This window comes from Actinomadura geliboluensis (assembly GCF_043197915.1).
GTDB classification, from domain to species: domain Bacteria; phylum Actinomycetota; class Actinomycetes; order Streptosporangiales; family Streptosporangiaceae; genus Spirillospora; species Spirillospora geliboluensis.
The window spans coordinates 543,388-567,975 of record NZ_JBICUA010000002.1 but is presented as its reverse complement, the minus strand read 5'-3'; the positions used below and the strand labels follow the sequence as shown (position 1 = coordinate 567,975).

Below are 24,588 nucleotides of genomic sequence, written 5' to 3'. Positions count from 1 at the left end.
CCGGACCCTTCGTCCGGTGTCCAGCCATGCCCCGGCCCGACCGGCCGGGCCGAGCCGCGAAGGAGCGTCGTGACGCAAACCGACCAGCTGCGAGCGATGTCCGAGGACCACAGCGCGCACAACTACCATCCCCTTCCCATCGTGGTCGCCGAGGCGGACGGCGCCTGGCTGACCGATGCCGAGGGCCGCCGCTACCTCGACATGCTGGCCGCCTACTCCGCGGTCAACTTCGGGCACCGCAACCCCCGCCTCGCGGACGCCGCCCGCCGGCAGCTCGACCGCGTCACGCTGGTCAGCCGCGCCTTCGACCACGACCAGTTCGGCCCGTTCGTCAGCGAGCTGGCCGAGCTGTGCGGCAAGGACATGGTGCTGCCGATGAACAGCGGCGCCGAGGCCGTCGAGACCGCGCTGAAGACCGCCCGCAAGTGGGGCTACGAGGTCAAGGGCGTCCCGGCCGGCCAGGCGAACATCATCACGTTCGAGGGCAACTTCCACGGCCGCACCACCACGATCATCAGCTTCTCCACCGACCCCGACGCCCGCGACTCCTACGGCCCCTACACGCCGGGCTTCCGGACCGTCCCGTACGGGGACGCCGAGGCGCTCAAGGCCGCGATGGACGAGCACACCGTCGGCGTGCTGATCGAGCCGATCCAGGGCGAGGCCGGCGTGAACGTCCCGCCGAGCGGGTTCCTGCGCGCGGTGCGGGAGCTGTGCACCGCCAACGGCACGCTGATGATCGCGGACGAGATCCAGTCCGGCCTCGGCCGCACCGGCACCACGTTCGCCGTCGAGCACGAGGGCGTCGTCCCGGACGTCTACATCCTCGGCAAGGCCCTCGGCGGCGGCATCATGCCGGTGTCCGCCGTCGTCGCCGACCGCGACGTGCTCGGCGTGTTCAAGCCCGGCCAGCACGGCTCGACGTTCGGCGGCAACCCGCTCGCCTGCGCGATCGGCCGCGAGGTCATCGCGATCCTGAAGACCGGCGAGTACCAGGAGCGCTCCCGCACGCTCGGCGCGCACCTGCACGACCGGCTCGGCCGGCTGCCCGGCGACCTCGTCCGCGAGGTGCGCGGGCGCGGGCTGTGGGCGGGCGTCGAGCTGGCCGGCCCGGCCCGCCCGGTCAGCGAGCGGCTCATGGACCTCGGCGTCCTCGCCAAGGAGACCCACGAGACCACGCTGCGCCTCGCGCCGCCGCTGGTCATCGAGCGCGACGACCTCGACTGGGCCCTCGACCAGCTGGAGATCGCCCTCAAGGGTTAGCAGCGCCGCGCGCGGGCGCGCGGTCCCCACGGCCCGAGACGCCGCCGGTCAACGGCGCCCGGCGGCGTCTCGCCCGGCTAACGCGAAACCCGCGAGTCGTCAAAGAGTTGGCCCCCGCCCGCCCGGCGGCGCGGCGCGCGGCGCCCGCGGCGGCAGGGTGGGCGGCATGCTGTTGCGGAACACGAGCCGGCGCCGGGTCGCCATCGGTTGCGGCGGGCTCGCGGTGGGCGTCCTGATACTGCTCGCGGGCGGCCTCTACCTGCTGCAACGGGCCTACAACGGGGAGGTCAGGAGGGTCGCCGGGGCGCTGCCCAGCGGGGCGGGCCGCCCGGCGTCCACCGGGCGCGGCGAGAACTGGCTGCTGATCGGCTCCGACCGGCGCGCGGACATCCCGTCGATGGGCGCCCGCGCCGACACGATCATGCTGGTGCACCTGTCCGGGCGCGGCGACCGGGTGTCGCTGATCTCCATCCCCCGGGACGGCTGGGTGCCGGTCCCCGGGCACGGCACCACGAAGATCAACGCGGCGTTCGCCCACGGCGGGCCCTCGCTGCTGATCCGCACCGTGGAGCGGCTCAGCGGCGTGCGCGTCGACCACTACGCCGCGCTCGACTTCGGCGGGTTCGTGAAGATGACCGACGCGCTCGGCGGCGTGGACGTCACCATCACCAAGGACACCTACGACCCGATGCACGAGCGCCGGTGGAAGGCGGGGAGCCAGCACCTGAACGGCGTCGAGGCGCTCGACTTCGTCCGGCAGCGGTGGAACCTGCCGGACGGCGACCTCGACCGCATCAAGCGGCAGCAGGCGTTCCTGCACGCGCTCGCGGCCAAGGCCCTCGACACCCGCAACCCGATCAAGATCGACCGGTTCGTCCGGGCCGTGACCGGCGCGGTGACCGTGGACGACTCGGTCACCGCCGGGACGCTGCGCGGGCTCGCGCACCGGCTCCTCAAGACCTCGCTGGTGGAGTACCTGACCGCCCCGGTCGACAGGCCCGCCGAACGGGACGGGCAGAGTGTCGTACTCCTGAACGATGATGGCGTGCGGGCCCTGTTCACCGCCGTCCGCGACGACACGGTGGGCGACTACGTCGCCCGCAACGGCGCGGCCAACTCGGTGGACGCCGTGCGCTGACGCCCCTCCGAACGGTACGGACCTGCACGGACATGTCCGGCTTCGCGGTCAAGGTGACGAGTTCGGTCCGGTTGGATTAGTCTGTCTGGACTAATCGGAATCGACCATAGGGCCGGAACCATGTCCCGACCGCTGACACCGCTCGCGCTGACCGTGCTGCGGATGCTCTGCGACAGCCCGATGCACCCGTACGAGATGCAGCAGCGCATCCGCGACCACGCCTACGACCAGGCCGTCAAGATCACCCACGGGTCGCTGTACCACTCGGTGGAGCGGCTCGCCGCGGCCGGGCTGATCGAGCCGCTGGAGACGAGCCGGGAGGGCCGCCGGCCCGAGCGCACCATCTACGCGGTGACCGCCGCCGGGCGGGACGCCGCGCAGATGCGGCTCGCCGAGCTGCTGCGCCACCCCGCCGAGGAGTTCCCGCTCTTCGGCACCGGGCTGGCGTTCATCAACCTGCTGTCGGAGGGAGAGGTCGCCCGGCTGCTGCGCAGCCGCACGGTCGCGCTGGAGGCGGCGCTGGCCGCGCACCAGACGGCGCACGACGCGCTCCTCAAGCAGGGCCTGGAGCGTTACAAACTGCTCGACCAGGAGTGGCAGATCGCCCGGCTGCGCGGCGAGCTCGACCACGTGCGGGGCCTGGTCGACGACCTGGATTCCGGCCGCCTCACCTGGAGGGACGACGAGGGGCAGATCCGCTGCCACCCGCGCCCCCGACCACCACGCCACGACGACAAGGGGGCCCCATGAGCAAATGGCGCGGAAATCCCTGGGCGATCCTGCTGACGCTCTCCCTCGGATTCTTCATGACCCTGCTCGACCTGACGATCGTGAACATCGCGATCCCGAGCATGACCGACAAGCTGCACGCCTCGCTGGACGAGGTGCTGTGGGTCGTCAACGCCTACATCCTGGTGCTGGCGGTGCTGCTCATCACCGCGGGCCGCCTCGGCGACCTGTGGGGCAAGAAGAACCTGTTCATCTCCGGGGTCGCGCTGTTCACGGTGGCCAGCCTCGCGTGCGGGATCGCGCAGGACCCCACGCAGCTGATCGCCGCCCGCGCCGTGCAGGGCCTCGGCGCCGCGCTGCTGATGCCGCAGACCATGTCGATCATCATCGGGGTGTTCCCGCCGGAGCGGCGCGGCGCCGCGCTCGGCGTGTGGGGCGCGGTCGCCGGGGTCTCCACGATCGCCGGCCCGACGATCGGCGGGCTGCTCGTCACCAGCCTCGACTGGCGCTGGATCTTCTTCGTGAACCTGCCCATCGGGATCCTCGTGCTGGCCATGGCGGTGCCGATCCTGCCCGGCCGCACCCCCGGCGTCCGGCACCGGTTCGACATCGTCGGCGTGCTGCTGGCGTCCGCCGCCCTGTTCTGCCTCACGTTCGCGCTCACCGAGGGCCAGAAGTACGAGTGGAACGCGGGCATCTGGGGCCTGATCGGCGCCGGGCTCGCCCTGTTCGTGATCTTCGTCGTGCAGCAGCGGTCCCGCCAGGACGGCGAGCCGCTCGTCCCGTTCTCCCTGTTCAAGGACCGCAACTTCACCGTGCTGAACCTCGTCGGCGCGGCCGTCTCGGTCGGCATGGTCGGCATGTTCCTGCCGATGACGATCTACCTGCAGTCGGTGCTGGGCTTCAGCGCCCTCAAGGCCGGGCTCGTCATGGCGCCGTCGTCGCTGGTGTCGATGTTCCTCGCGCCCGTCGCGGGCCGGCTCTCGGACCGGATCGGCGGCAAGTTCATCCTGATGGGCGGCCTCACCCTCTACGGCGCCGGGATGGTGTGGATCGTCCTCGCCGCCGAGGTCGGGACGGACTGGAAGGCGTTCATCCCCGCGCTCGTCGTGTCCGGCATCGGCATCGGCGGCGTGTTCGCGCCGATGGCCACCGAGGCGACCCGGAACGTCCCGCCGCGCCTCGCGGGCGCCGCGTCCGGCGTCAACAACACGATCCGGCAGGTCGGGTCGGTGCTCGGCAGCGCGGCGGTCGGCGCCGTCCTGCAGAACCAGCTCGCCTCCTCGCTGCGGGACGAGGCCGCGACCCGCTCGGCGGCGCTGCCCGCCGACGTGCGCCCCGGGTTCGTGCAGGGGTTCGCCAACGCGGCCAAGAGCGGCCTGGAGGTCGGCGCGGGCCAGAGCGGCGCGAAGCAGCAGCTCCCGCCGGGCATCCCGCCGAACGTCGCGCACCGCGTCCACGAGCTGGCCGGGCAGGTCTTCTCGCACGGCTTCGTGCACGCGATGAAGCCGACGATGTGGCTGCCGATCGTCGTGATCCTGCTCAGCGCGGCCGCGTGCCTCACCCTGAAGGGGCACAAGGACAACACGGCCATGCCGCGGCTCGACGCAGAGCCCGCCCCGATGGCGTCCTGACCGGGACAGCCGGCCCCGACCGGAACCGCTAGTCGCGGACCCGGCCCGCCCTGCCGAGCAGCCAGTCGCCCGGCGGGCGGGCCGGCGGCACCGTCATGATGCCGGCAACCGCGGCGAGCATGCCGCCGACGATGAACAGGTATCCCGGGAGGGTGCCGGGGATGACGAGGTCGCCCTCGCCGCGGCGCATCGACAGGACGAACACCACCACGCCCCACACCACCGCCGGGACCGTCGCGCCGAGCCGGCCGCCCATCCCGTGCCCGGCCAGCCGGGCCATCGCGAAGACCAGCGCGACCAGGACGATCGCGGCGACCGGGACCGGGCCGAGCGTCCAGTCCTGGCTGAACGAGCCGACCACGCCGAAGACCGCGCCGAGCAGGGCGAGCGCGGCGTAGGCGGCGCCGGACACGAACGCGTCCAGCGGGCCCTCGGCGCGGGGCTCCCGCGCGAGGGACGCGCCCGCCGCACCGTCCGCCGGGGGGCCGTCCTTGGCGAGGCTCACCCGCGCCTCGTCGTCGTCCTTGTGCACGGATTCAGGCTACCGGCCGCGGGTCCCGCGGCGGTCAGGCGTCGTCGCCGGGGCCCTGCTCGGCGAGGCCCGCGAACAGGTCGCGCTCGCGGCGGCCGGGGCCGACCGGGCCCTGCTCGCCGGCCTGGAGGATGTAGTACTCGGTGCCGAACGCCTGCTGCCCCAGGTTGTTCGACAGCGCGAAGAACGGGCCGACCTGGTCGGGCGCCACGACGATCTGGGTGCGGTGGGCGCGCAGCGCGGCGAGCTTGGCGGGCAGGTGCGCGCGGGCGTCCACCACCGTGGTGACCTGCCCGTCGGGCACGCCGGAGCCGAGTTCGTCCAGCCCGGCGACGCGCGCGAACGGCAGCTTCGCCTCCCGCATCACCGCGATCGCCCGCGCGAGGACGGTGCGCGGGGTGGCGTAGGCGTAGAACTTGGCGGCCCGCCACGGCTCACCGCCCTCCGTGAACGACGGGTCGGCGGCCAGCTCGAACGCCCGCCACGCGACGCGGTGCGCCTGGATGTGGTCGGGGTGCCCGTAGTTGCCGCGCTCGTCGTAGGTGACGATCACCTGCGGCCGGACCTCCCGGATCACCGGGACGAGGTCGGCGGCGGCGGTGTCGACGTCCGCCCGCCAGAAGCAGCGCGGGTCGTCGTTGGTGGGCGCGCCCATCATGCCGGAGTCGCGCCAGCGGCCCGCGCCGCCGAGGAAGCGGTGGTCGCGGACGCCGAGCGCCGCGCACGCCGCCGCCAGCTCCCCGATCCGGTACTCGCCGAGGCTGTCCTCCTTGTCGGAGGCCAGGTGGCGCAGCTCCTCCGGGATCACCTCGCCCTCCTCGCCCAGGGTGCAGGTGACGAGACAGACGTGGGCGCCCTCGGCGGCGTACTTGGCCATGGTCGCCCCGGTCCCGATGGACTCGTCGTCCGGATGGGCGTGGACGAACAGGATCCGCGGCTCCTTCATAGTCAACGAGCCTACTCAGAGCACGGGGCGGCGGCGATGACCGCCCTGCCCCGCACGGTCCGGCGGGTCCCCGCGGCGGGTCCTGACGGCGGGTCAGCCGCCCGAGCCGGGCCCGCCGCCACCGCCGCCGCCCGCACCGGGGCCGGGACCGTCGCCGCCGTCACCGCCGTCGCCGCCGTCACCGGTCGGCGGGCCGGACGTGGGCGTCTCGCTGGTCGGCGCCTCGGACGTCGGCGTCTCGCTGGTGGGCGCCTCGGAGGTCGGCGCGGTCGACTGCTGCGGCGGCGGAGTGTTGCGGCGCGTCCGGGTACGGGTCGGCGTCGGCTCTTCCGGCTCCTCGGACGTCGGGGTCTCGGAGACCTCCGACGATTCGCTCACCGACGGCGTGACCGGCGCGTTCGGCGAGTCGCCACCGCCGCGGGTCGCCGCGTACACGCCGACGACGAGCGCCAGCACGGCGATCGCGGCGACGGCCGCGACGATCGGCCACTTGGACTTGCGCTCGGGCTCCCAGTCGTCGTACCGGGCCCGGCCGGCGCCGCCGCCCGGAGGCCCCGCGGGCGGCAGGCTCCCGGTGTACTCCGACGGTGAGACGCGGCGCGTCCCGCCGGCGGGGCCGCCCGGGTGGGTGGCGCCCGCGCCCGCGAGCCCGGCCGCGCCGAGCCCGCCCGCGGCGAGCGTGGAGCCCTCCGCGAGCATCGTGGTGGCCTGCGCGGGGTCGTCCATGCGGGTCTGCCCGGCGCCGCCCGGCCCGCTGCCGATCAGCGCCATCATGATCTGCTGCGCGGTCGGCCGCCGCTCGGGCTCCTTGACCAGGCACGCCGCGATCAGCCGGTGCAGGTCGGGCGGGACGCCGTCCAGCATCGGCGGCTCGTGCATCACCCGGTTGATCACCGCGACCACGGTGTCGTCGCCGAACGGCGGGTGGCCGGTCGCGGCGAACACGATCGTCGTCGCCCACGCCCACACGTCCACGGCCTCGGTGAGGGTGGCGCCCGCCACCTGCTCCGGCGCCATGTAGGACGGCGTGCCGATCGCCTTCGTCGCGTTCGTCTGCCCGGTGTCCAGGGCGCGCGCGATGCCGAAGTCGATCACCCGCGGGCCGTCCGGCGCCATGATGACGTTGTGCGGCTTGAAGTCGCGGTGCACGATGCCGGCCTGGTGGATCGCGACCAGCGCGGTCGCGGTGCCGATCGCGAGCCGGTCGAGGGCCGCGCCGCCGATCGGGCCGGTCTCGGTGACCTGCTTGTAGAGCGAGGGGCCCGGCACGTACTCGCTGGCGATGTAGGGCTGGTCGCCCGCGACGTCGGCCTCCAGGACCTGCGCGGTGCAGAACCGCGCGACCTGCTTGGCGGCCTGCGCCTCCCGGACGAACCGGGTGCGCGCCATCGTGTCCCCGGCGAGGTCGGCGCGCAGCAGCTTGATCGCGGCGCGGTTCCCGGAGGCGTCGACCCCGGCGTAGACGACGCCCTGGCCGCCCTCGCCGAGCCGCTCGACGATCTCGTACGAGCCAAGCCGCCGGGGATCTCCCGGCTGCAGCTCCGGCATTGACCACTCCTCAGCCCGCGACGAAAAAAGTGCTTGGGGAAGCTTTGAGCTTACGCGAGCGCGGACCCGGGCACGGGACGTTCCCCGGCCACCACGCGACGACCCGTGATCATAGAGGGCAGGAGACCGCCGTGCGCCGTACTTCCCGGGCATCCTGGCAGACTCGGGTGCCATGAGCATCAGCTATCCGCGGCAGAGCGCCCGCACCCGCCGGTTCAGCCTCGGCGTTCCGCGCGCCTTCCAGATCGCGCCGGACGAGTCGCGCGTGACGTTCCTGCGCACCAGGGCGGGCGACGATCCGGTCACCTGCCTGTGGACGCTGGACACCGCGACCGGCGAGGAGGAGTGCGTCGCCGACCCGGCGGCGCTGGACGTCCCCGGCGAGGAGGACCTGCCCGCCGAGGAGCGGGCCCGGCGCGAGCGCGCCCGCGAGCAGGCGGGCGGCATCGTCGGCTACGCCACCGACCAGGGCATGCGGCAGGCGGTGTTCACGCTGGCCGGGCGGCTGTACGCGGTCGACCTCGGCACCGCGCTGGTCCGCGAGCTGCCCGCGCGGACGCCCGTGTTCGACCCGCGCCCCGACCCGGCCGGGCGGCGGATCGCCTACGTGTCGGGCCGGACGCTGCGCGTCATCGAGATGGACGGCACCGACGACCGGGCGCTCGTCCAGCCGGAGTCCGACCAGGTGTCCTACGGCCTCGCCGAGTTCGTCGCGGCGGAGGAGATGGGCCGGATGCGCGGCCACTGGTGGTCCCCCGACGGCGGCACGCTGCTGGCGGCGCGGGTGGACGAGACGCCGGTGCAGCGCTGGCACATCGCCGACCCCGCCAACCCCGACCGGCCGCCGTCCGAGATCGCCTACCCGGCGGCCGGCACGCCGAACGCGCTGGTCTCGCTCGTGCTGCTGAAGGTGGACGGCCGGCGCACCGCCGTCGCCTGGGACCGCGGCATGTTCCCCTACTTCGTGGCGGCCTCCTGGGACCGGCACGGCCTGCTGATCGTCGTGCAGCCGCGCGACCAGCGCTCGCAGCGGGTGCTGAGCGTCGACCCGACCAACGGCGCGACGTCCCTCCTGCACACCGAGCACGACCCGGTGTGGACGGAGATCGTCCCCGGCCTGCCCGTCCGGACGGCCTCCGGCGACCTCGTCTGGACCACCGAGGACCGCGACGCCGACACGCGCCGCATCACCGTCGGCGGCAAGCCGGTCACGCCCGTGGGGCTGCAGGTCCGGTCGGTGCTCGGGGTGGACGGCGAGTCGATCCTGTTCACCGGCTCGGAGGAGCCCACCGAGGTCCACCTGTACTCCTATGCCAGCCGCGAGACCACCCGGCTGACCGAGGGGGCGGGCGTCTTCGGCGGCATCCGGTCCGGCGGGATCACCGTCGTGACGGGCGCGCGGCTCGACCGCCCCGGCTCGGAGACCGAGGTGCGCACCCCCGCCGGGACGCACCCGGTCGCCTCGTTCGCCGAGACCCCGGTGATCACCCCGAAGGTGGAGCTGCTGCGGGCCGGCGACCGGGAGATCCGCACCGCCGTGCTGCTGCCCACCGGCTGGGAGCCCGACCAGGGGCGGCTGCCCGTCCTCATGGACCCCTACGGCGGGCCCCACGCCCAGCGCGTCCTCGCCGTGCAGCGCATGTACTGCGAGCCGCAGTGGCTCGCCGACCAGGGCTTCGCCGTCGTGATCGCGGACGGCCGCGGCACGCCCGCGCGCGGCCCGGCGTGGGAGCGCTCGGTGCACGGCGACTTCGTCGGGCCCGTGCTCGACGACCAGATCACCGCGCTGATCGAGGCGGCGCGCAAGCACCCGGCCGCGCTCGACCTCGACCGGGTCGGCATCCGCGGCTGGTCGTTCGGCGGCTGGCTCGCGGGCCTCGCCGTCCTGGAGCGGCCGGACGTGTTCCACGTGGGCATCGCGGGCGCGCCCGTCACCGACTGGCGGCTGTACGACACCCACTACACCGAGCGGTACCTCGGCCACCCGGACGAGGAGCCGGAGCTCTACGCCGCGAACTCGCTCATCGAGCGGGCCGCTGACCTGAAGCGGCCCCTGATGGTCATCCACGGGCTCGCGGACGACAACGTGGTGGCCGCGCACACGCTGCGGTTCTCGTCGGCGCTGCTGGCCGCCGGGCGCCCGCACACCGTGCTGCCGCTGTCGGGCGTCACCCACATGACCCCGCAGGAGGTCGTCGCGGAGAACCTCCTCCACATCCAGGTCGACTACCTGAAGTCGGTGCTGACCCGCTGAGCCGCGCGGTGCTGGCCCGCTGAGCCGCGCGGTGCTGGCCCGCTGAGCCGCGCGGTGCTGACCCGCTGAGCCGCGCGGTGCTAGCCGGCTGAGCCGTGCCAGGACGCCCACAGGGCCGCGTAGGAGCCCTTCTGGGCCAGTAGGTCCTCGTGGGTGCCGAGCTCGGTGATGCGCCCGTCCTCCACCACCGCCACACGGTCGGCGTCGTGGGCGGTGTGGAGGCGGTGCGCGATCGCCACGACGGTCCGGCCGTCCAGGACGGCGGCGAGCGAGCGCTCCAGGCGGCGGGCGGCGCGCGGGTCGAGCAGCGACGTCGCCTCGTCCAGCACCAGGGTGTGCGGGTCGGCGAGGACGAGCCGGGCCAGCGCGAGCTGCTGCGCCTGCGCGGGCGTCAGCGAGGCGCCGCCGGAGCCGACGACGGTGCCGAGGTCCGGCCCGTCCCACTCGACCGCGGCGAGGACCCGGCGGATCTCCTCGTCGGTGGCGTCCTCGCGGGCCATCGCGAGGTTCTCGCGGAGCGTGCCGCGGAACACGTGGTGCTCCTGCGTGACCAGCGCGACCTCGCGGCGCAGGCCGTCCAGCGGCAGCTCCACCAGCGGGACGCCGCCGACGGTGACGGCGCCCGCGCGCGGGCCGTCCACCCCGGCGAGCAGCCGGCCGAGGGTGGACTTGCCGGCGCCGCTCGGCCCGACCATCGCGAGCCGCTCGCCGGGCCGCAGGTCGAGGTCCACGCCGTGCAGGACGTCCTTGCCCGGTCGGTAGTGGTAGCGGACGCGGCGCGCCGTGAGCCGGTCGCCGGCGGGCAGGGCGTCGCCCGGCGCCCGGTCGGGCGGGACGTTGCCGACGCCGAGCAGGCGGGCCAGCGACGCGCCGCCGAGCTGCAGCTCGTCCAGCCAGGAGAGCATGGTGTCCACCGGCTCGATGAGCAGCTGCGCGTACAGGGTCGCGGCGGTCACCTGCCCGAGCGTCGCCATGTCGTGCATGTAGAGGAGGCCGCCGACGAACAGGGTCGACACCACGGGCAGCACGAAGCTCAGCTCGGCCACCGGGAACAGGAACATGCGCAGCCGCAGCGTGTACCGCTCGGCCTTGTAGGAGACCGCGATGTCGTCGTCGCCGCGGCGGTGGCGGCGGTCGGCGAGGCCGAGCGCCTCGACGGTCCGCGCGCCCTGGACGGTCTCGGTGAGGCTGCCGGCGATCCGCGACCACGCCTCGTTCTCCCGCAGGTAGCCGACGTGGGCGCGGGGCAGGTACCAGCGCATCACCGCGACCAGGAACGGCACGGCGACCAGCGCGGGCAGCGCGACGAGCGGGCCGTTCAGCAGCAGCGCGCCGAACGTGAACGCGCCGACGACGATCGCGACGAGCGTCTCCGGCATCGCGTACCGGACGGACGTGCTGAGCGTGTCCACGTCGCGGGACGCGCGGGTGACCAGGTCGCCGGTGCCGGCCCGCTCGACCGTGGACAGCGGCAGCGCCAGCACCCGGTCGACGAACTCCTCGCGCAGCTCGGCCAGCACCCGCTCGCCGAGCTTCGCCGACGCCAGGTAGGCGTACCGGATCAGCACGCCCTGCGCGATCACGAACCCGGCGATGGCGAGGCCGGCGGTGTCGATGGCGGCGTGCCCGTCGCGGACGTCCTCGACGAGCGCGCCGAGCAGCCGCGGCGTGACCAGGCCCGCCACGGCGGCCAGCGCGTGCAGGCCGAGCACCCCGGCGAGGGCGCGGGGGTGCCGCAGCACGAGCCGCCGCGCGTACGCCCGCACCTGCGCGGACGTCGCGACCGGCAGCGTCTCGGTGCTCATGCCTCCGCCCTTTCCGCGGTCGCTCCCCTGGTGACGGTGGCCGCGTAGCGCGGCTCTGCCTCCAGGAGGTCGCGATGTGCTCCTTCTGCGACGACCATTCCGTCTTGGATGAATACGACGTGATCTGCGCGGTCCAGCATCAGCGGGCTGGTCGTGCACACCACGGTGGTGCGGCCCGCGCGCGCTTGGCCGAGCCTGTCGGCGATGCGTGCTTCGGTGTGCGCGTCCACCGCGCTGGTCGGCTCCACCAGGATGAGGACGTCGGGGTCTGCGGCGAGCGCCCGCGCAAGGCGCAGGCGCTGCTGCTGGCCGCCGGAGAACTCCCGTCCGGCCTCGGCCACATGCGCGTCCAGCCCGACGGAGGCGACGACGTCCTCGGCGCAGGCCGCGTAGACGGCCTCCTTCAGTACCGCCTCGTCGGCGTCCGGTGCCAGCGACTCGGCCAGCGGCCCGGAGAAGAGGCGGTCCTCGTTGACGGCGACCAGGATCCGCTTCCGGACGTCCGCGACCGCGTGCAGCGGGATGCCGCCGAAGTCGACGTCGCCGTCGGCGTACCGGCCGAGCCGGTCGGCGACGGCCTGCGCGTCGCGCGGGTCGGCCGCGGCGACCGCGGTCACCCGCCCCGGCCGCACGACCAGCCCGGACGCGATGTCGACCAGCTCGGCGGACGCCGCCGGGCGGGCCGTCCCGGCGGCCGGCAGCTCGGGGTCGATCTCCAGCAGCGCGGTCACCCGGCCCGCCGCCACGAGCCCCTTGGTGATCTTGCCGGCGGCCTCGCCGAGCGTCTTCAGCGGCACGATCAGGAACACCGCGTACCCGTAGAAGGCGACCAGCTCCCCGACGCTGATCGTCCGCTCGGCGGCGAACCGGGCGCCGACCCAGGTGACCAGCGCGATCAGCAGCCCGGGCAGCAGCACCTCGGCGCCGTTCATCCGGGTCTCGGCCCGCGCGACCGCCACCCCGGCCGCGCGCACCCGCTGCGACTCGGCGCGGTAGCGGCCGGAGAACAGCGTCTCGCCGCCGATGCCGCGCAGCACCCGCAGGCCCGCGACGAGGTCGGTGGCGTGCGAGCTCAGCTCGCCGACCAGCTCGCGGTGCGCCAGCTCGCGGTCGCGGTAGGGGCGCAGCAGCGGCGCCGCGATCGCCAGGATCAGCGGCACCCCGACCAGCACGATCAGGCCGAGCGGGGGCGAGGTGCTGAGCAGGATCGCGGCCACCGCGACGATCGCGACCACGGCGCCCGAGCCGCGGGAGAGGATGTCGATCGTGTCGCCGATGTGCGACACGTCGGACAGCCCGATGCTCACCACCTCGCCCGCGCTCAGCCGCTTCGGCAGCGTCCCGCCGAGGCGGGTCGACTGCCGGGTGACGAGCTGGACCGTCCGGTAGGCGGAGGCGAGCCAGTTGTAGACGGCGAACCGGTGCCGGACGGCGCCCGTGACGGCCTGCACGACCCCGAGGCCGAGCAGCACACCGGACCACGCCAGCAGGGCGCGCTCGTCCCGCGCCGCGATGCCGTCGCCGATGGCGCGGCCGATCGCGGCGGGCATCAATGCCTGGCTGAGCATCCAGACCACGCCGAGGAGCGCGCCCGCGGCGATGCTGCGCCACTGGACGCGCGCCAGCCACAGCAGGTAGCGCGCGGATGCTCCGCCGGCGCCGCTGCGGGCGCCGCGGGAGGCTCTGCCTCGGCGGAGGACGTGGTCGGGCGTGCCAGGATTTTTCTCCGGCAGCGGCTTCACCTGACGAAGGTTATGCAGCGGGGCCCCGCGAGTTCGACTGGTTTTTCACCTGGCCGGACGCGGCTCGGACGACTTTCGGACCGCCCGCAAATCGTGATCGGGACGCGCGCGGGAGGTGCGCCGGGCCGCGGCGGCACGCTAAGGTCGGGGCGTACGGAGCGACGCTTCCTCCGCTCCTTGAGCCGGGACCCTGGCGGCTAGGCCGATGCCGCTGCCCCGGCGCGGCCCGCCGCGCCCTCCCGCACCCACGGGAATAAGCGAGGCTCAACCGGCCGTTGCCAGTGCCGTCAGCCCGACTTCCGGAAGCCCTGTGAGCACAATCAGCCATCAGACGTACCCCTTCGCACCGGGGGCCGAGGACAGGACCGACCTGCTCCTCATCGACGCCGACCCCTCCGACGTCCTCATGGTCGAGAAGATGCTCGCCGAGAGCGGCCTGGACGCCGCCATCGCCGTCGCGTCCGACCTCGCCGAGGCCCGGCGGTCGCTGACCCGCCGCACGCAGTGCATCCTCGTCGACCTGTCCACCCCCGGCATCGACCGGCTGGACGGGCTGCGCCAGGTGCTGGCCCTGTCCGAGACCGCCGCCGTGGTCGTGCTGACCGGCCTCGACGACGCCCACCTCGGCGTCCAGGCCGTCGCCGCCGGCGCCGAGGACTACCTGGTCAAGCAGGAGGTCGACGCCCCGCTGCTGGCCCGCGCGATCCGCTACGCCATCGAGCGCAAGCGCTCGGAGGAGACCGAGCGGCGGCTCGTCGAGGCCCGCATCCTCGGCCGCGAGAACGCCCGGCTGGAGCGCGGGCTGCTGCCCGTCCCGCTGATCGAGGACGCGTCGCTGCGGCACCACACCCGCTACCGGCCCGGCCGGCGGCGCGCCCTGCTCGGCGGCGACTTCTACGACACCGTGCAGACCGAGGGCGGCGCCGTCCACCTGATGATCGGGGACGTGTGCGGGCACGGCCCGGACGAGGCGGCCCTCGGCGTCCAGCTCCGGATGGCGTGGCGGACGCTCGTGCTCGCCGGGCACACCGGCGAGCAGCTGCTCGGCACCCTCGACACCGTCCTCGGCCACGAGCGGCGCAGCGAGGAGATCTTCACCACGCTCTGCATGATCACGATCGCGCCGTCCCGGCGGACCGCGCGGATGCACCTGGCCGGGCACCCCGCGCCGCTGCTGTTCCACGGCGTCCTCGGCGAGGACGGCGAGGTCGCGGCGCTGCCCGACTACGCGCACGGGCCGGCGCTCGGCCTGCTGCCGGGCGCCGAGTGGCCGACGACGGAGATCGACCTCGGCGACTCCTGGGGCCTGATGCTCTACACCGACGGCCTCATCGAGGGGAAGGTCGGCCCCGGCTCGGACCGGCTCGGCACCGACGGCCTGGTCGGGCTGGCGCGCAAGGCGCGCGGCAGCGGCGCCACCGGGCGCGCCCTGATCGACGACCTGGTGACCGAGGTCGAGCACCTCAACGGCGACGCCCTGACCGACGACCTGGCCGTGCTGCTGCTGTCCCGCCAGCCCGGACGCGAACTCAACGGTTCCTGAGCGCGGCGTTCGGGGCACGGCTTTCCGAGCGCGTCGCGGCTGTGGTCAGGTGCCTAACCACAGGCCCCTGACCTCGGTCAATGTCTTGTGGATCACGTGATCGCGGAGTTCCCGGACCCGCTGTGAAGTCACTCACCAGGCGGAACGTCACGGAACGGCTACAACGCCCGCCCGGCGTGCTTCCATAGCCTGCGGCTATCGCCATGAGTGCGCTGATGACTTGGAACTATTCTCCGATCCGGACATAACGTGCAGGTCGTGGCTATAGCGATACCTGCGATCTACCGATCGACCGTCGGCAAGAAGGCCGTCATGGCGGTGACCGGCGGCATCCTCGTGCTGTACCTGGTCGCGCACATGGTCGGGAACCTGAAGATCTTCATGGGCGCGGAGGACTTCAACCACTACGCGCACTGGCTGCGCACGATCGGTGAGCCCGCGGTACCGCGCCGGACCGTCCTGACCCTCATCGAGGTCGTGCTCGGCGTCTCGGTGATCCTGCACATGTGGTCGGCGGTGTCCCTCGGCAAGCGCGCCGCCCACGCGCGCCCCGTGAAGTACCAGTCGAAGAAGAAGTCGAACGCGCAGGGCTACGCCGTCCGCACGATGCGGTACGGCGGCGTCATCATCGCCTTCTACATCATCTGGCACCTGCTGGACCTCACGTTCTTCGTCGTGAACCCCAAGGGCGCCGACGCCACCCCCTACGAGCGGATGGTCGCCGACTTCGACCCGTCCCGCTGGTACATCACCCTCTGGTACGTCGTCGCCGTCCTGCTCGTCGGCCTGCACCTCAACCACGGCATCTGGAGCGCGTTCCAGACGCTCGGGCTGCGCAGCCCGCGCAGCCACAACGCCCTGCGGGGCCTGGCCGCGACCACCGCCGCGCTGATCACGCTCGGCTTCATCGCGGTCCCCGTCTCCATCACGTTCGGATGGGTGAGCTGACCATGACCGACAGCTTCTACAAGTCCGGCGAGCCGATCGCCGACACCAAGGCGCCCAAGGGCCCCATCGAGGACCGCTGGACGACGCGCAAGTTCGAGGCCAAGCAGGTCAACCCGGCCAACAAGCGCAAGAAGAAGATCATCATCATCGGCACCGGGCTGGCCGGCGGCTCCGCCGGCGCGACGCTCGGCGAGGCCGGCTACCACGTCCAGCAGTTCTGCTTCCAGGACTCGCCGCGCCGCGCCCACTCGATCGCCGCGCAGGGCGGCATCAACGCCGCGAAGAACTACCGCAACGACGGCGACAGCGTCTACCGGCTGTTCTACGAGACCGTGAAGGGCGGCGACTTCCGCTCCCGCGAGTCGAACGTGTACCGGCTCGCCGACATCTCCCGGAACATCATCGACCAGTGCGTCGCGCAGGGCGTCCCGTTCGCCCGCGAGTACGGCGGCCTGCTCGACAACCGCTCGTTCGGCGGCACCCAGGTCTCCCGCACCTTCTACGCCCGCGGCCAGACGGGCCAGCAGCTGCTCCTCGGCGCCTACCAGGCGCTGATGCGGCAGGTCGAGGCCGGCAACGTGGAGCTGTACCCGCGGCACGAGATGCTCGACCTGATCATGGAGGACGGGCGGGCCCGCGGCGTCGTCGTCCGGAACCTGATCAACGGCGAGATCAAGCACTACACCGCGGACGCGGTCGTGCTGGCGTCCGGCGGCTACGGCAACGTGTACTTCCTGTCCACGAACGCGATGGGCTCGAACGTCACCGCGTCCTGGCGCGCCCACCGGCACGGCGCCCTGTTCGCCAACCCGTGCTACACGCAGATCCACCCGACGTGCATCCCGGTCAGCGGCGACCACCAGTCCAAGCTGACGCTCATGTCGGAGTCGCTGCGCAACGACGGCCGCGTGTGGGTGCCGAAGAAGGCCGGCGACACGCGCAAGCCGTACGACATCCCCGAGGACGAGCGCGACTACTACCTGGAGCGCATCTACCCCTCGTTCGGCAACCTCGTCCCGCGCGACATCGCGTCCCGCGCGGCGAAGAACGTCTGCGACGAGGGGCGCGGCGTCGGCCCCGGCGGCCTCGGCGTCTACCTCGACTTCGCCGACGCCATCGAGCGGCTCGGCCGCGACAAGGTCGAGGCCAAGTACGGCAACCTCTTCCAGATGTACGAGCGCATCACCGGCGAGAACCCGTACGAGACGCCGATGCGCATCTACCCCGCCGTCCACTACACGATGGGCGGCCTCTGGGTGGACTACGACCTGGAGTCCACGATCCCCGGCCTGTTCGTGATCGGCGAGGCGAACTTCTCCGACCACGGCGCGAACCGGCTCGGCGCGTCCGCGCTGATGCAGGGGCTCGCCGACGGCTACTTCGTCCTGCCGAACACCATCGGCGACTACATCGCCCGCAACGCGTTCGGGCCGGTCGCCGAGACCGCGATCAGCGAGGCCGAGGAGCGGGTGCGGACCCGGATCGACAAGCTGCTCTCCATCGACGGGGACCGCTCCGTCGACTCCTTCCACCGCGAGCTCGGCCACATCATGTGGGAGTACTGCGGCATGGAGCGCACCGAGCAGGGCCTGCGCAAGGCCCTGGAGCTCATCCCGGCGCTGCGCGAGGAGTTCTGGACGCGCGTCAAGGTCACCGGCAAGGGCGAGGAGCTGAACCAGCAGCTGGAGAAGGCCGGCCGCGTCGCCGACTTCTTCGAGCTGGCCGAGCTGATGGTCATCGACGCGCTGCACCGCACCGAGTCCTGCGGCGGCCACTTCCGGGCCGAGAGCCAGGACGAGGACGGCGAGGCCAAGCGCGACGACGAGAACTTCGCCCACGTCGCCGCCTGGGAATGGGCCGGGGAGGGCGAGCAGCCCGTCCTCCACAAGGAGGCCCTGGACTTCGAATACGTCAAGCCGACGCAGCGGTCGTACAAGTAGCAGAGGTCGGACAGGTAATCATGAAGCTCACACTGCGCGTCTGGCGCCAGAGCGGCCCCCAGGACAAGGGGCGGATGGTCGAGTACAAGCTCGACGACATCTCCCCCGACGCCTCGTTCCTGGAGATGCTGGACGTCCTCAACGAGAAGCTCATCGCCGACGGCGAGGAGCCGGTCGCGTTCGACCACGACTGCCGCGAGGGCATCTGCGGGATGTGCTCGCTGGTCATCAACGGCACCCCGCACGGCCCGGAGCGCGCCACCACCACGTGCCAGCTCCACATGCGCAAGTTCAAGGACGGCGAGGTCATCGACGTCGAGCCGTGGCGGGCCAAGGCGTTCCCGGTGGTGAAGGACCTGGTCGTCGACCGGTCGGCGTTCGACCGGATGATCCAGGCCGGCGGCTACATCACCGCTCCGACCGGCACCGCGCCGGAGGCGCACTCGACGCCGGTGCCGAAGCCGGACGCCGACCGCGCCTTCGAGGCCGCCGAGTGCATCGGCTGCGGCGCCTGCGTCGCGGCCTGCCCGAACGGCTCCGCCGCGCTGTTCCTCGGCGCCAAGATCACCCACCTGGGGCTGATGCCGCAGGGGCAGCCGGAGCGCTGGGACCGCGTCGTGTCCATGCTGGAGACCCACGACGAGGAGGGCTTCGGCGGCTGCACCAACACCGGCGAGTGCACCGCGGCCTGCCCGAAGGAGATCCCGCTGGACGTCATCGGGCGCCTCAACGGCGACTACCTGAAGGCGACCGCCGGCGGCAAGAAGCGCTGACGCGTCGACTGAGCGCCAGCGAAGGAGCGCGCAGCGGCCCTTGCCGGGGGGCTGGGGGTCGCCCCCCAGAAAAGAGCACTGACCCGCTTCGGTCCGATCCGGCCGGCCCGACCGGCCCCTGATCTCGGCCCCGCTCGGAGTACCGGGCGGGGCCGTACTACTGCTCTACTGTGGTCACGTGATCACTTTTGTTCCGTACCACCAGGATGAACGGCTCCCCGACACGTCCTTCCCCCTGGACGGGTTCGACCTGATCCCGGTGACCCGCGACCTCCCGGACGGCGACGTGTGGGACCGCGTCGCGGCGCTGTGCGAGCCGGTCGCGGCCGAGGTCGCCGACCAGGTCGCCGGCGGCACCCGTCCGGCGGTCGTCTCCGGCGACTGCCTGCTCGCCGAGGCCGTCCTCGCCGGGCTGCAGAAGGCCGGGGTGGACGCGTCCGTCGTCTGGTACGACGCGCACGGCGACATCCACTCGGCGGAGAGCTCCACCTCCGGCTACATCGGCGGCATGCCGCTGCGGCAGATCATCGGCACCGACACCGCGCTGCTCCCCGACCGGCTCGGCCTGCGCCCGCTGCCGGAGGACCGCGTCGTCCTCGTGGACGCCCGCGACCTCGACCCGGCCGAGGCCGAGTTCCTCGCCTCGTCGCGGGTGCGGCAGTGCCCGGTGGACGACGTCGTCCTGCCGGACGGCCCGCTGCTCCTGCACATCGACCTGGACGTCATCGACAAGGACGACCTGCCGGGGATGAAGTTCCCCGTGGGCGGCGGCCCGTCCTACGACGCGGTGATCGCGTCCGTCCGCCGGGTCATCGCGACCGGCCGCGTGGCCGCGCTGGACATCGCCTGCCCCTGGCACCTTCCGGAGGGCGATGACAACGCCGTCCGGGGCCGCGTCCTGCGCGACATCCTGACCGCCTGACCGCTACTTGGCGTCGACCAGGTTCTCGACGCCCGCGGGGAGCGTTCCCGCCTCGGCGGCCTCCGCGAGGAAGACCTCCAAGGTCTCCTGGAAGGCGCGCGCGGCGTGGGTCAACTCGACGTCCTTGCGGTGGGCGAGCGCGATGGTGCGGAGCAGGCCGGGACCGTGGCGCCCCCGCCGCGCCTCCTCGTCGGCCAGGACGAGCGGCGTCCCGCGCAGGCCGGGACGCCCCGCGAGGACCATGCTCGGGACGACCGCGATGCCGAGGCCGACCTCGACGAAGCGCAGCACGGCGTCCATCTCGCCGCCCTCGACCGCGAACTTCGGCTCGAACCCCGCCGCCCGGCACGCGCTGATCGTCGCCTCCCGCAGGTCGTATCCGGGACGGAACATCACCAGCGGGCGGTTCTGCAGGTCCTCGATGCGCAGGTACGAGCGGCGCGGCAGCTGCGCGGGCGTCCCCGTCCCCGCCGGGGACGCCACCACCAGGTACTCGCGCAGTATCGGGGTCGTGTCCAGCGGTGGATCGCCCTGGAGCGGGAGTATGACCAGGGCGAGGTCGAGCGAGCCGCGCGTCAGCTCCCGGACGAGGTCGCGGGAGCCGCCCTCCTCCACGATGAGCTGGATGCCCGGGTACGTGTCGTGGAAGCGGCGCAGGACGTCCGCCAGCAGGCCCGCGCAGAGGGACGGCGTGGCGCCGAGTCGCACCCGGCCGCGTTTGAGGCCGGCGAGTTCCTGCACCTCCAGGCGCGCGGTGTCGACGTCCGCCAGGATGCGCTTGGCCAGGGGCAGCAGCGCCTCACCTGCGGGCGTCAGGGTGATGTTGCCGCGCGCGCGCCGGAACAGGGAGACGTTCAGCTCGCTCTCCAGCGCCCGGATCTGCTTGGACAGCGACGGCTGCGCCACCCGCAGGATCTCCGCGGCCTGCGTGAAGTGGCGCACCTCCGCGACCGCGACGAAGTAGGCGAGCTGCTGTAGCTGCATCCTGCACAGAGTACGGCCAGCGCGTCCGCGCCGGGCGACCCGGGTTACCGCGCGTGGCGGCGGAGGGCCTGGAGGTCGTGGACGATCAGCCGCCGGCGGCCCGTCTCGATCCAGCCGTGCCGGCGCAGCGTCCGCAGCGCCTTGCTCACCGCCTCCCGCGACGCGCCGACCCAGCCCGCCAGCTCCTCCTGCGACAGGTTCAGCGTGATGCGCACGCTCTCCCCGCCCGTCCCGGCCTCGTCGGCGCCGCCGCGCGGGACGTACGGCACGCCGAACCGCTCCGCCAGCTCGACCAGCCGCTGCGCGACCCGCCCGGTCGCGTCGAACATGCCGAACTCGACGCGCTTGCGGTCGGCGTCGCGCCACCGCTGGCACAGCATCCGCATGATGAGGATCGAGACGCGGCCGTGCGCCTGCAGGAACGCCATGAACTCGTCGGCGCCGATCGCGAGGGTCTGGACCGGCTCCAGCGCGGCGACCGACGCCGACCGCGGCAGCCCGTCGATCGCGGCGACCTCCCCGAGCAGCGCGCCCGGCCCGCGCACCGCCAGCAGCGCCTCGCCGCCCTGCTCGCGGTAGGAGAACGCCTTCACCCGTCCCCGCAGCAGGACGGCGACCCAGCCGGGCTCCTCCCCCTCGGAGAAGAGCGTGTCGCCCCGCTCGAACTCGCGGACGCGGGAGCGTGCTTCCAGATCCGCGCGCTCCGCCGCGGTGAGATCGGCGAGGAACGAGCCCGGTTCGAGAGCGGTCACGCCATAACGCTAAAGGGATCCGGGGGCGCCCGCCCCCCGGGAGGGAATCACGGTTCAATCACGCGCTCTGTGCACTATTCCCTACTCCGGGGGACGGATGTGCGTCAGGGTGGATCCCGGCGTGCGCGACCGGAGGGCCGTAGCGGCGTCCACGGCGTCCACGGGGAACGGCGGGACGGCGGGCGGCGGTCCGGGGGCACGCCGCCCGCCGTACCTCGGGAGCGCCGCATGCCAGAGCGCCGCCCCCGCGGTGGAGAGCGGCGGAAACGCGAACGCCCCCCGTCGCGCGGGGCGGCGGGGGACGTTCGCGAAAACCCCGGACGCCGGGCGTCCGGGAGCCTCGCTCAGGCGGACGGGGTGTCCTGGCCCTTCTTCACGATGCCGAGCTTGCTGCCGAGCCACACCACCGGGTCGTACTTGCGGCCGACGACCCGCTCCTTCATCGGGATCAGCGCGTTGTCGGTGATCTTGATGTGCTCGGGGCAGACCTCGGTGCAGCACTTGGTGATGTTGCAGAAGCCGAGGCCGTGGTCGTCCTGCGCGATGTTGCGCCGGTCGGCCTGGTCCGCCGGGTGCATCTCCAGCTCCCCGATCCGCATCAGGAAGCGCGGGCCGGCGAAGCTCTCCTTGTTCTCCTCATGGTCGCGGATGACGTGGCAGACGTTCTGGCACAGGAAGCACTCGATGCACTTGCGGAACTCCTGCGACCGCTCCACGTCCACCTGCTGCATGCGCAGCTCGCCGGGCTTGGCGTCGCCCGGGTCGAACGAGGGGATCTCCCGCGCCTTCTCGTAGTTGAACGAGACGTCCGTGACGAGGTCGCGGATGACGGGGAACGTGCGGATCGGGGTGACGGTGACCGTCTCGTCCGGGTCGAAGGTCGACATCCGCGTCATGCACAGCAGCTTCGGCATGCCGTTGATCTCGGCCGAGCACGAGCCGCACTTGCCCGCCTTGCAGTTCCACCGGACGGCGAGGTCGGGCGCCTGCGTGGCCTGCAGCCGGTGGATGATGTCGAGGACGACCTCGCCCTCGTTGACCTCGACCGTGTAGTCGGCGAGCTCGCCGGAGCCGTCGTCGCCGCGCCAGACCTTGAACTTGGCCTCGTAGCTCATCGGTCGTCCTCCTCGTCGTCCGCGGCGCCGGCGGCGCCGGCGGCCGTCGCGCCCGAGCCGGCCGCGGCCTCCGCCCGCTCCGTCTCGACCTCCTCGGCCAGCCCCTTCGGCAGCTCCTCGGCGGTCAGGTACTTCTTCAGCTCGTCGTTCTCGAACAGCTCGAGCAGGTCCTCGCGCATCGGCACGAGCGGCTGCCGGGTCAGCTCGACGTGCGGGGCGGACGGGTCTCCGGCGAGCGCGCAGACCAGGTTGATCTTCCGCCACTCCGCCGACATCTGCGGGTAGTCGTCGCGGGTGTGGCCCCCGCGGCTCTCCTGCCGCTCCAGCGCCGCCTTCGCGACCGCCTCCGACACCAGCAGCATGTTGCGCAGGTCCAGCGCGAGGTGCCAGCCCGGGTGGTAGCCGCGGCCGTCGTTGACCGCGACCGGCTCCACGCTGACGTTCGCGACCCGCTCGCGGAGCTTGCCGAGGGCCTCGATGGCCTGCTTCAGCTCCTCCTCCTTGCGGATGATGCCGACCAGCTCGTTCATCGTCTGCTGCAGCTCGGCGTGGACGGCGTACGGGTTCTCGCCGCCCTCCCGCTCGAACGGCGCGAGCGCCTCCGCCGTCGCCGCCTCGACCTCCGCGTCCGGGACGGCGGGACGCGCGGGCAGCGCGTCCACGTACTCGGACGCGCCGAGGCCGGCGCGGCGCCCGAACACCAGCAGGTCCGACAGCGAGTTGCCGCCGAGCCGGTTCGAGCCGTGCATGCCGCCGGACACCTCGCCCGCCGCGAACAGGCCGGGCACCTTCGCCGCGCCCGTGTCCGGGTCGACCTCCACGCCGCCCATCACGTAGTGGCAGGTCGGGCCGACCTCCATCGCCTCCTTGGTGATGTCGACGTCCGCCAGCTCCTTGAACTGGTGGTACATCGACGGCAGCCGCTTGACGATCTCGGCGGCGCCGCCCGGCATCCGGTCGACGACGGTGAGGAACACGCCGCCGTGCGGCGATCCCCGGCCCGCCTTGACCTCGGAGTTGATCGCGCGGGCCACCTCGTCGCGAGGCAGCAGCTCAGGGGGGCGCTTGTTGTTGTCGGGGTCGTCGTACCAGCGGTCGCCCTCCTCCTCGGAGGTGGCGTACTGGTCCTTGAAGACCTCCGGGATGTAGTCGAACATGAACCGCTTGCCCTCGCTGTTGCGCAGGACGCCGCGGTCGCCGCGGACCGACTCGGTCACGAGGATGCCCTTGACCGACGGCGGCCAGACCATCCCGGTCGGGTGGAACTGCACGAACTCCATGTTCAGCAGCGCCCCGCCGGCGAGCAGCGCCAGCGCGTGCCCGTCCCCGGTGTACTCCCAGGAGTTCGACGTGACCTTGAACGCCTTGCCGATGCCGCCGGTCGCCAGCACCACCGCGGGCGCCTCGAACACGACGAACTTGCCGGTCTCGCGGACGTAGCCGAACGCGCCGCAGACCTTGCCGTCGGCGTCCTTCAGCAGCCGGGTGACCGTCGTCTCGGCCCACACCTTGAGGTTGGCCTCGTAGTCGCCGTGCTCGGCCTTGTCCTCCTGCTGGAGGGCGACGATCTTCTGCTGCGCGGTGCGGATCAGCTCCAGGCCGGTCCGGTCGCCGACGTGCGCCAGCCGCGGGTACTCGTGCCCGCCGAAGTTGCGCTGGCTGATCTTGCCGTCCTTGGTGCGGTCGAACAGCGCGCCCCACAGCTCCAGCTCCCAGATCCGCTCCGGGGCCTCCTTGGCGTGCAGCTCCGCCATCCGCCAGCTGTTCATGAACTTGCCGCCGCGCATGGTGTCGCGGAAGTGGACCATCCAGTTGTCGTTGGCGTTGACGTTGCCCATCGCGGCGGCTGCGCCGCCCTCGGCCATCACCGTGTGGGCCTTGCCGAACAGCGACTTGGAGATGATCGCGGTCTTCTTGCCCTGGAGGCGCGCCTCGATCGCCGCGCGCAGCCCGGCGCCGCCGGCGCCGATCACCACGACGTCGTACGAGTGCCTCTCGATCTCAGTCATGTTCCTTGGCC

At 72.8% G+C, this 24,588-nt stretch carries 19 protein-coding genes; 10 read left to right on the top strand and 9 right to left on the bottom strand.

Going from position 1 to position 24,588, the window contains the following annotated elements; all coding sequences use genetic code 11:
- The first annotated feature begins 96 nt into the window (after nt 1-96).
- The 4 genes from rocD (at nt 97) to ACGFI1_RS08105 (ending at nt 4,764) form a co-directional block, all read left to right on the top strand.
- Complete coding sequence (gene rocD, locus ACGFI1_RS08120) at nt 97-1,263, top strand: ornithine--oxo-acid transaminase (protein ID WP_392784563.1); 1,167 nt, start codon at nt 97-99, stop codon at nt 1,261-1,263.
- Nucleotides 1,264-1,429: 166 nt separating this feature from the next.
- Nucleotides 1,430-2,401: an LCP family protein gene (locus tag ACGFI1_RS08115; protein ID WP_386872626.1), complete on the top strand. Its 972-nt coding sequence runs from the start codon at nt 1,430-1,432 to the stop codon at nt 2,399-2,401.
- A 120-nt stretch (nt 2,402-2,521) separates the two neighbouring features.
- Nucleotides 2,522-3,151 carry a PadR family transcriptional regulator gene (locus ACGFI1_RS08110; protein ID WP_392784068.1) on the top strand — a complete coding sequence of 210 codons (630 nt, stop codon included), beginning with the start codon at nt 2,522-2,524 and terminating at the stop codon, nt 3,149-3,151.
- On the top strand, nt 3,148-4,764 hold the full coding sequence (locus ACGFI1_RS08105) for a DHA2 family efflux MFS transporter permease subunit (protein ID WP_301175243.1): 1,617 nt from the start codon (nt 3,148-3,150) through the stop codon (nt 4,762-4,764). Before ACGFI1_RS08110 ends, ACGFI1_RS08105 begins: the two co-directional genes overlap by 4 nt.
- A 28-nt stretch (nt 4,765-4,792) precedes the next feature.
- Here the strand turns inward: ACGFI1_RS08105 and ACGFI1_RS08100 are convergent, their stop codons facing one another.
- From ACGFI1_RS08100 to ACGFI1_RS08090, 3 genes are all read right to left on the bottom strand, one after another.
- On the bottom strand, nt 4,793-5,296 hold the full coding sequence (locus ACGFI1_RS08100; protein ID WP_301175242.1) for a DUF6113 family protein: 504 nt from the start codon (nt 5,294-5,296) through the stop codon (nt 4,793-4,795).
- Between the two features lie 34 nt (nt 5,297-5,330).
- Nucleotides 5,331-6,242, bottom strand: coding sequence for an N-acetyl-1-D-myo-inositol-2-amino-2-deoxy-alpha-D-glucopyranoside deacetylase (gene mshB, locus ACGFI1_RS08095; protein WP_301175241.1), 912 nt, complete (start codon nt 6,240-6,242; stop codon nt 5,331-5,333).
- A gap of 93 nt (nt 6,243-6,335) precedes the next feature.
- Nucleotides 6,336-7,790 (bottom strand): serine/threonine-protein kinase, encoded by a 1,455-nt coding sequence (locus ACGFI1_RS08090; protein WP_138639861.1) that lies wholly within the window; start codon nt 7,788-7,790, stop codon nt 6,336-6,338.
- Between the two features lie 172 nt (nt 7,791-7,962).
- Here ACGFI1_RS08090 and ACGFI1_RS08085 point away from each other — a divergent pair, with 172 nt between their 5' ends.
- Nucleotides 7,963-10,044: a S9 family peptidase gene (locus ACGFI1_RS08085; RefSeq protein WP_392784063.1), complete on the top strand. Its 2,082-nt coding sequence runs from the start codon at nt 7,963-7,965 to the stop codon at nt 10,042-10,044.
- An 80-nt stretch (nt 10,045-10,124) separates the two neighbouring features.
- Here ACGFI1_RS08085 and ACGFI1_RS08080 read toward each other — a convergent pair whose 3' ends face one another.
- Complete coding sequence (locus tag ACGFI1_RS08080; protein WP_392784061.1) at nt 10,125-11,849, bottom strand: ABC transporter ATP-binding protein; 1,725 nt, start codon at nt 11,847-11,849, stop codon at nt 10,125-10,127.
- Nucleotides 11,846-13,591 carry an ABC transporter transmembrane domain-containing protein gene (locus ACGFI1_RS08075; RefSeq protein ID WP_392784059.1) on the bottom strand — a complete coding sequence of 582 codons (1,746 nt, stop codon included), beginning with the start codon at nt 13,589-13,591 and terminating at the stop codon, nt 11,846-11,848. Before ACGFI1_RS08075 ends, ACGFI1_RS08080 begins: the two co-directional genes overlap by 4 nt.
- A 310-nt stretch (nt 13,592-13,901) precedes the next feature.
- On the opposite strand from ACGFI1_RS08075, the gene ACGFI1_RS08070 reads away from it, so the two are divergent.
- The 5 genes from ACGFI1_RS08070 (at nt 13,902) to ACGFI1_RS08050 (ending at nt 19,717) form a co-directional block, all read left to right on the top strand.
- Nucleotides 13,902-15,134, top strand: coding sequence for a PP2C family protein-serine/threonine phosphatase (locus ACGFI1_RS08070; RefSeq protein WP_392784057.1), 1,233 nt, complete (start codon nt 13,902-13,904; stop codon nt 15,132-15,134).
- Nucleotides 15,135-15,392: 258 nt separating this feature from the next.
- The gene (locus tag ACGFI1_RS08065) at nt 15,393-16,082 is read left to right on the top strand and encodes a succinate dehydrogenase cytochrome b subunit (RefSeq protein ID WP_387069629.1); all 690 of its coding nucleotides are present in this window, start codon (nt 15,393-15,395) and stop codon (nt 16,080-16,082) included.
- A gap of 2 nt (nt 16,083-16,084) precedes the next feature.
- Nucleotides 16,085-18,022 (top strand): fumarate reductase/succinate dehydrogenase flavoprotein subunit, encoded by a 1,938-nt coding sequence (locus ACGFI1_RS08060; protein ID WP_301175253.1) that lies wholly within the window; start codon nt 16,085-16,087, stop codon nt 18,020-18,022.
- Between the two features lie 20 nt (nt 18,023-18,042).
- Complete coding sequence (locus tag ACGFI1_RS08055; protein ID WP_138638114.1) at nt 18,043-18,795, top strand: succinate dehydrogenase/fumarate reductase iron-sulfur subunit; 753 nt, start codon at nt 18,043-18,045, stop codon at nt 18,793-18,795.
- Nucleotides 18,796-18,973: 178 nt separating this feature from the next.
- Entirely contained in the window at nt 18,974-19,717 is a 744-nt protein-coding gene (locus tag ACGFI1_RS08050; protein ID WP_392784055.1) for an arginase family protein, read from the top strand.
- A 3-nt stretch (nt 19,718-19,720) separates the two neighbouring features.
- Here the strand turns inward: ACGFI1_RS08050 and ACGFI1_RS08045 are convergent, their stop codons facing one another.
- The 4 genes from ACGFI1_RS08045 to ACGFI1_RS08030 all read right to left on the bottom strand — a co-directional run bounded on the left by ACGFI1_RS08045 (nt 19,721) and on the right by ACGFI1_RS08030 (nt 24,577).
- Nucleotides 19,721-20,701 carry a LysR family transcriptional regulator gene (locus tag ACGFI1_RS08045; RefSeq protein ID WP_138638112.1) on the bottom strand — a complete coding sequence of 327 codons (981 nt, stop codon included), beginning with the start codon at nt 20,699-20,701 and terminating at the stop codon, nt 19,721-19,723.
- Nucleotides 20,702-20,745: 44 nt separating this feature from the next.
- Nucleotides 20,746-21,453: a Crp/Fnr family transcriptional regulator gene (locus ACGFI1_RS08040; protein ID WP_138638111.1), complete on the bottom strand. Its 708-nt coding sequence runs from the start codon at nt 21,451-21,453 to the stop codon at nt 20,746-20,748.
- A 344-nt stretch (nt 21,454-21,797) separates the two neighbouring features.
- Nucleotides 21,798-22,568, bottom strand: a complete 771-nt coding sequence (locus ACGFI1_RS08035; RefSeq protein ID WP_138638110.1) for a succinate dehydrogenase/fumarate reductase iron-sulfur subunit — start codon at nt 22,566-22,568, stop codon at nt 21,798-21,800.
- On the bottom strand, nt 22,565-24,577 hold the full coding sequence (locus tag ACGFI1_RS08030; protein ID WP_392784053.1) for a fumarate reductase/succinate dehydrogenase flavoprotein subunit: 2,013 nt from the start codon (nt 24,575-24,577) through the stop codon (nt 22,565-22,567). Before ACGFI1_RS08030 ends, ACGFI1_RS08035 begins: the two co-directional genes overlap by 4 nt.
- Between the last annotated feature and the right edge of the window lie 11 nt (nt 24,578-24,588).

Bases quoted from the DNA above. Each gene is read 5' to 3' on its own strand.
- rocD (WP_392784563.1), top strand. From the start codon at position 97: ATGTCCGAGGACCACAGCGCGCACAACTACCATCCCCTTCCCATCGTG.
- ACGFI1_RS08115 (WP_386872626.1), top strand. From the start codon at position 1,430: ATGCTGTTGCGGAACACGAGCCGGCGCCGGGTCGCCATCGGTTGCGGC.
- ACGFI1_RS08110 (WP_392784068.1), top strand. From the start codon at position 2,522: ATGTCCCGACCGCTGACACCGCTCGCGCTGACCGTGCTGCGGATGCTC.
- ACGFI1_RS08105 (WP_301175243.1), top strand. From the start codon at position 3,148: ATGAGCAAATGGCGCGGAAATCCCTGGGCGATCCTGCTGACGCTCTCC.
- mshB (WP_301175241.1), bottom strand. From the start codon at position 6,242: ATGAAGGAGCCGCGGATCCTGTTCGTCCACGCCCATCCGGACGACGAG.
- ACGFI1_RS08090 (WP_138639861.1), bottom strand. From the start codon at position 7,790: ATGCCGGAGCTGCAGCCGGGAGATCCCCGGCGGCTTGGCTCGTACGAG.
- ACGFI1_RS08085 (WP_392784063.1), top strand. From the start codon at position 7,963: ATGAGCATCAGCTATCCGCGGCAGAGCGCCCGCACCCGCCGGTTCAGC.
- ACGFI1_RS08080 (WP_392784061.1), bottom strand. From the start codon at position 11,849: ATGAGCACCGAGACGCTGCCGGTCGCGACGTCCGCGCAGGTGCGGGCG.
- ACGFI1_RS08060 (WP_301175253.1), top strand. From the start codon at position 16,085: ATGACCGACAGCTTCTACAAGTCCGGCGAGCCGATCGCCGACACCAAG.
- ACGFI1_RS08055 (WP_138638114.1), top strand. From the start codon at position 18,043: ATGAAGCTCACACTGCGCGTCTGGCGCCAGAGCGGCCCCCAGGACAAG.
- ACGFI1_RS08045 (WP_138638112.1), bottom strand. From the start codon at position 20,701: ATGCAGCTACAGCAGCTCGCCTACTTCGTCGCGGTCGCGGAGGTGCGC.
- ACGFI1_RS08035 (WP_138638110.1), bottom strand. From the start codon at position 22,568: ATGAGCTACGAGGCCAAGTTCAAGGTCTGGCGCGGCGACGACGGCTCC.
- ACGFI1_RS08030 (WP_392784053.1), bottom strand. From the start codon at position 24,577: ATGACTGAGATCGAGAGGCACTCGTACGACGTCGTGGTGATCGGCGCC.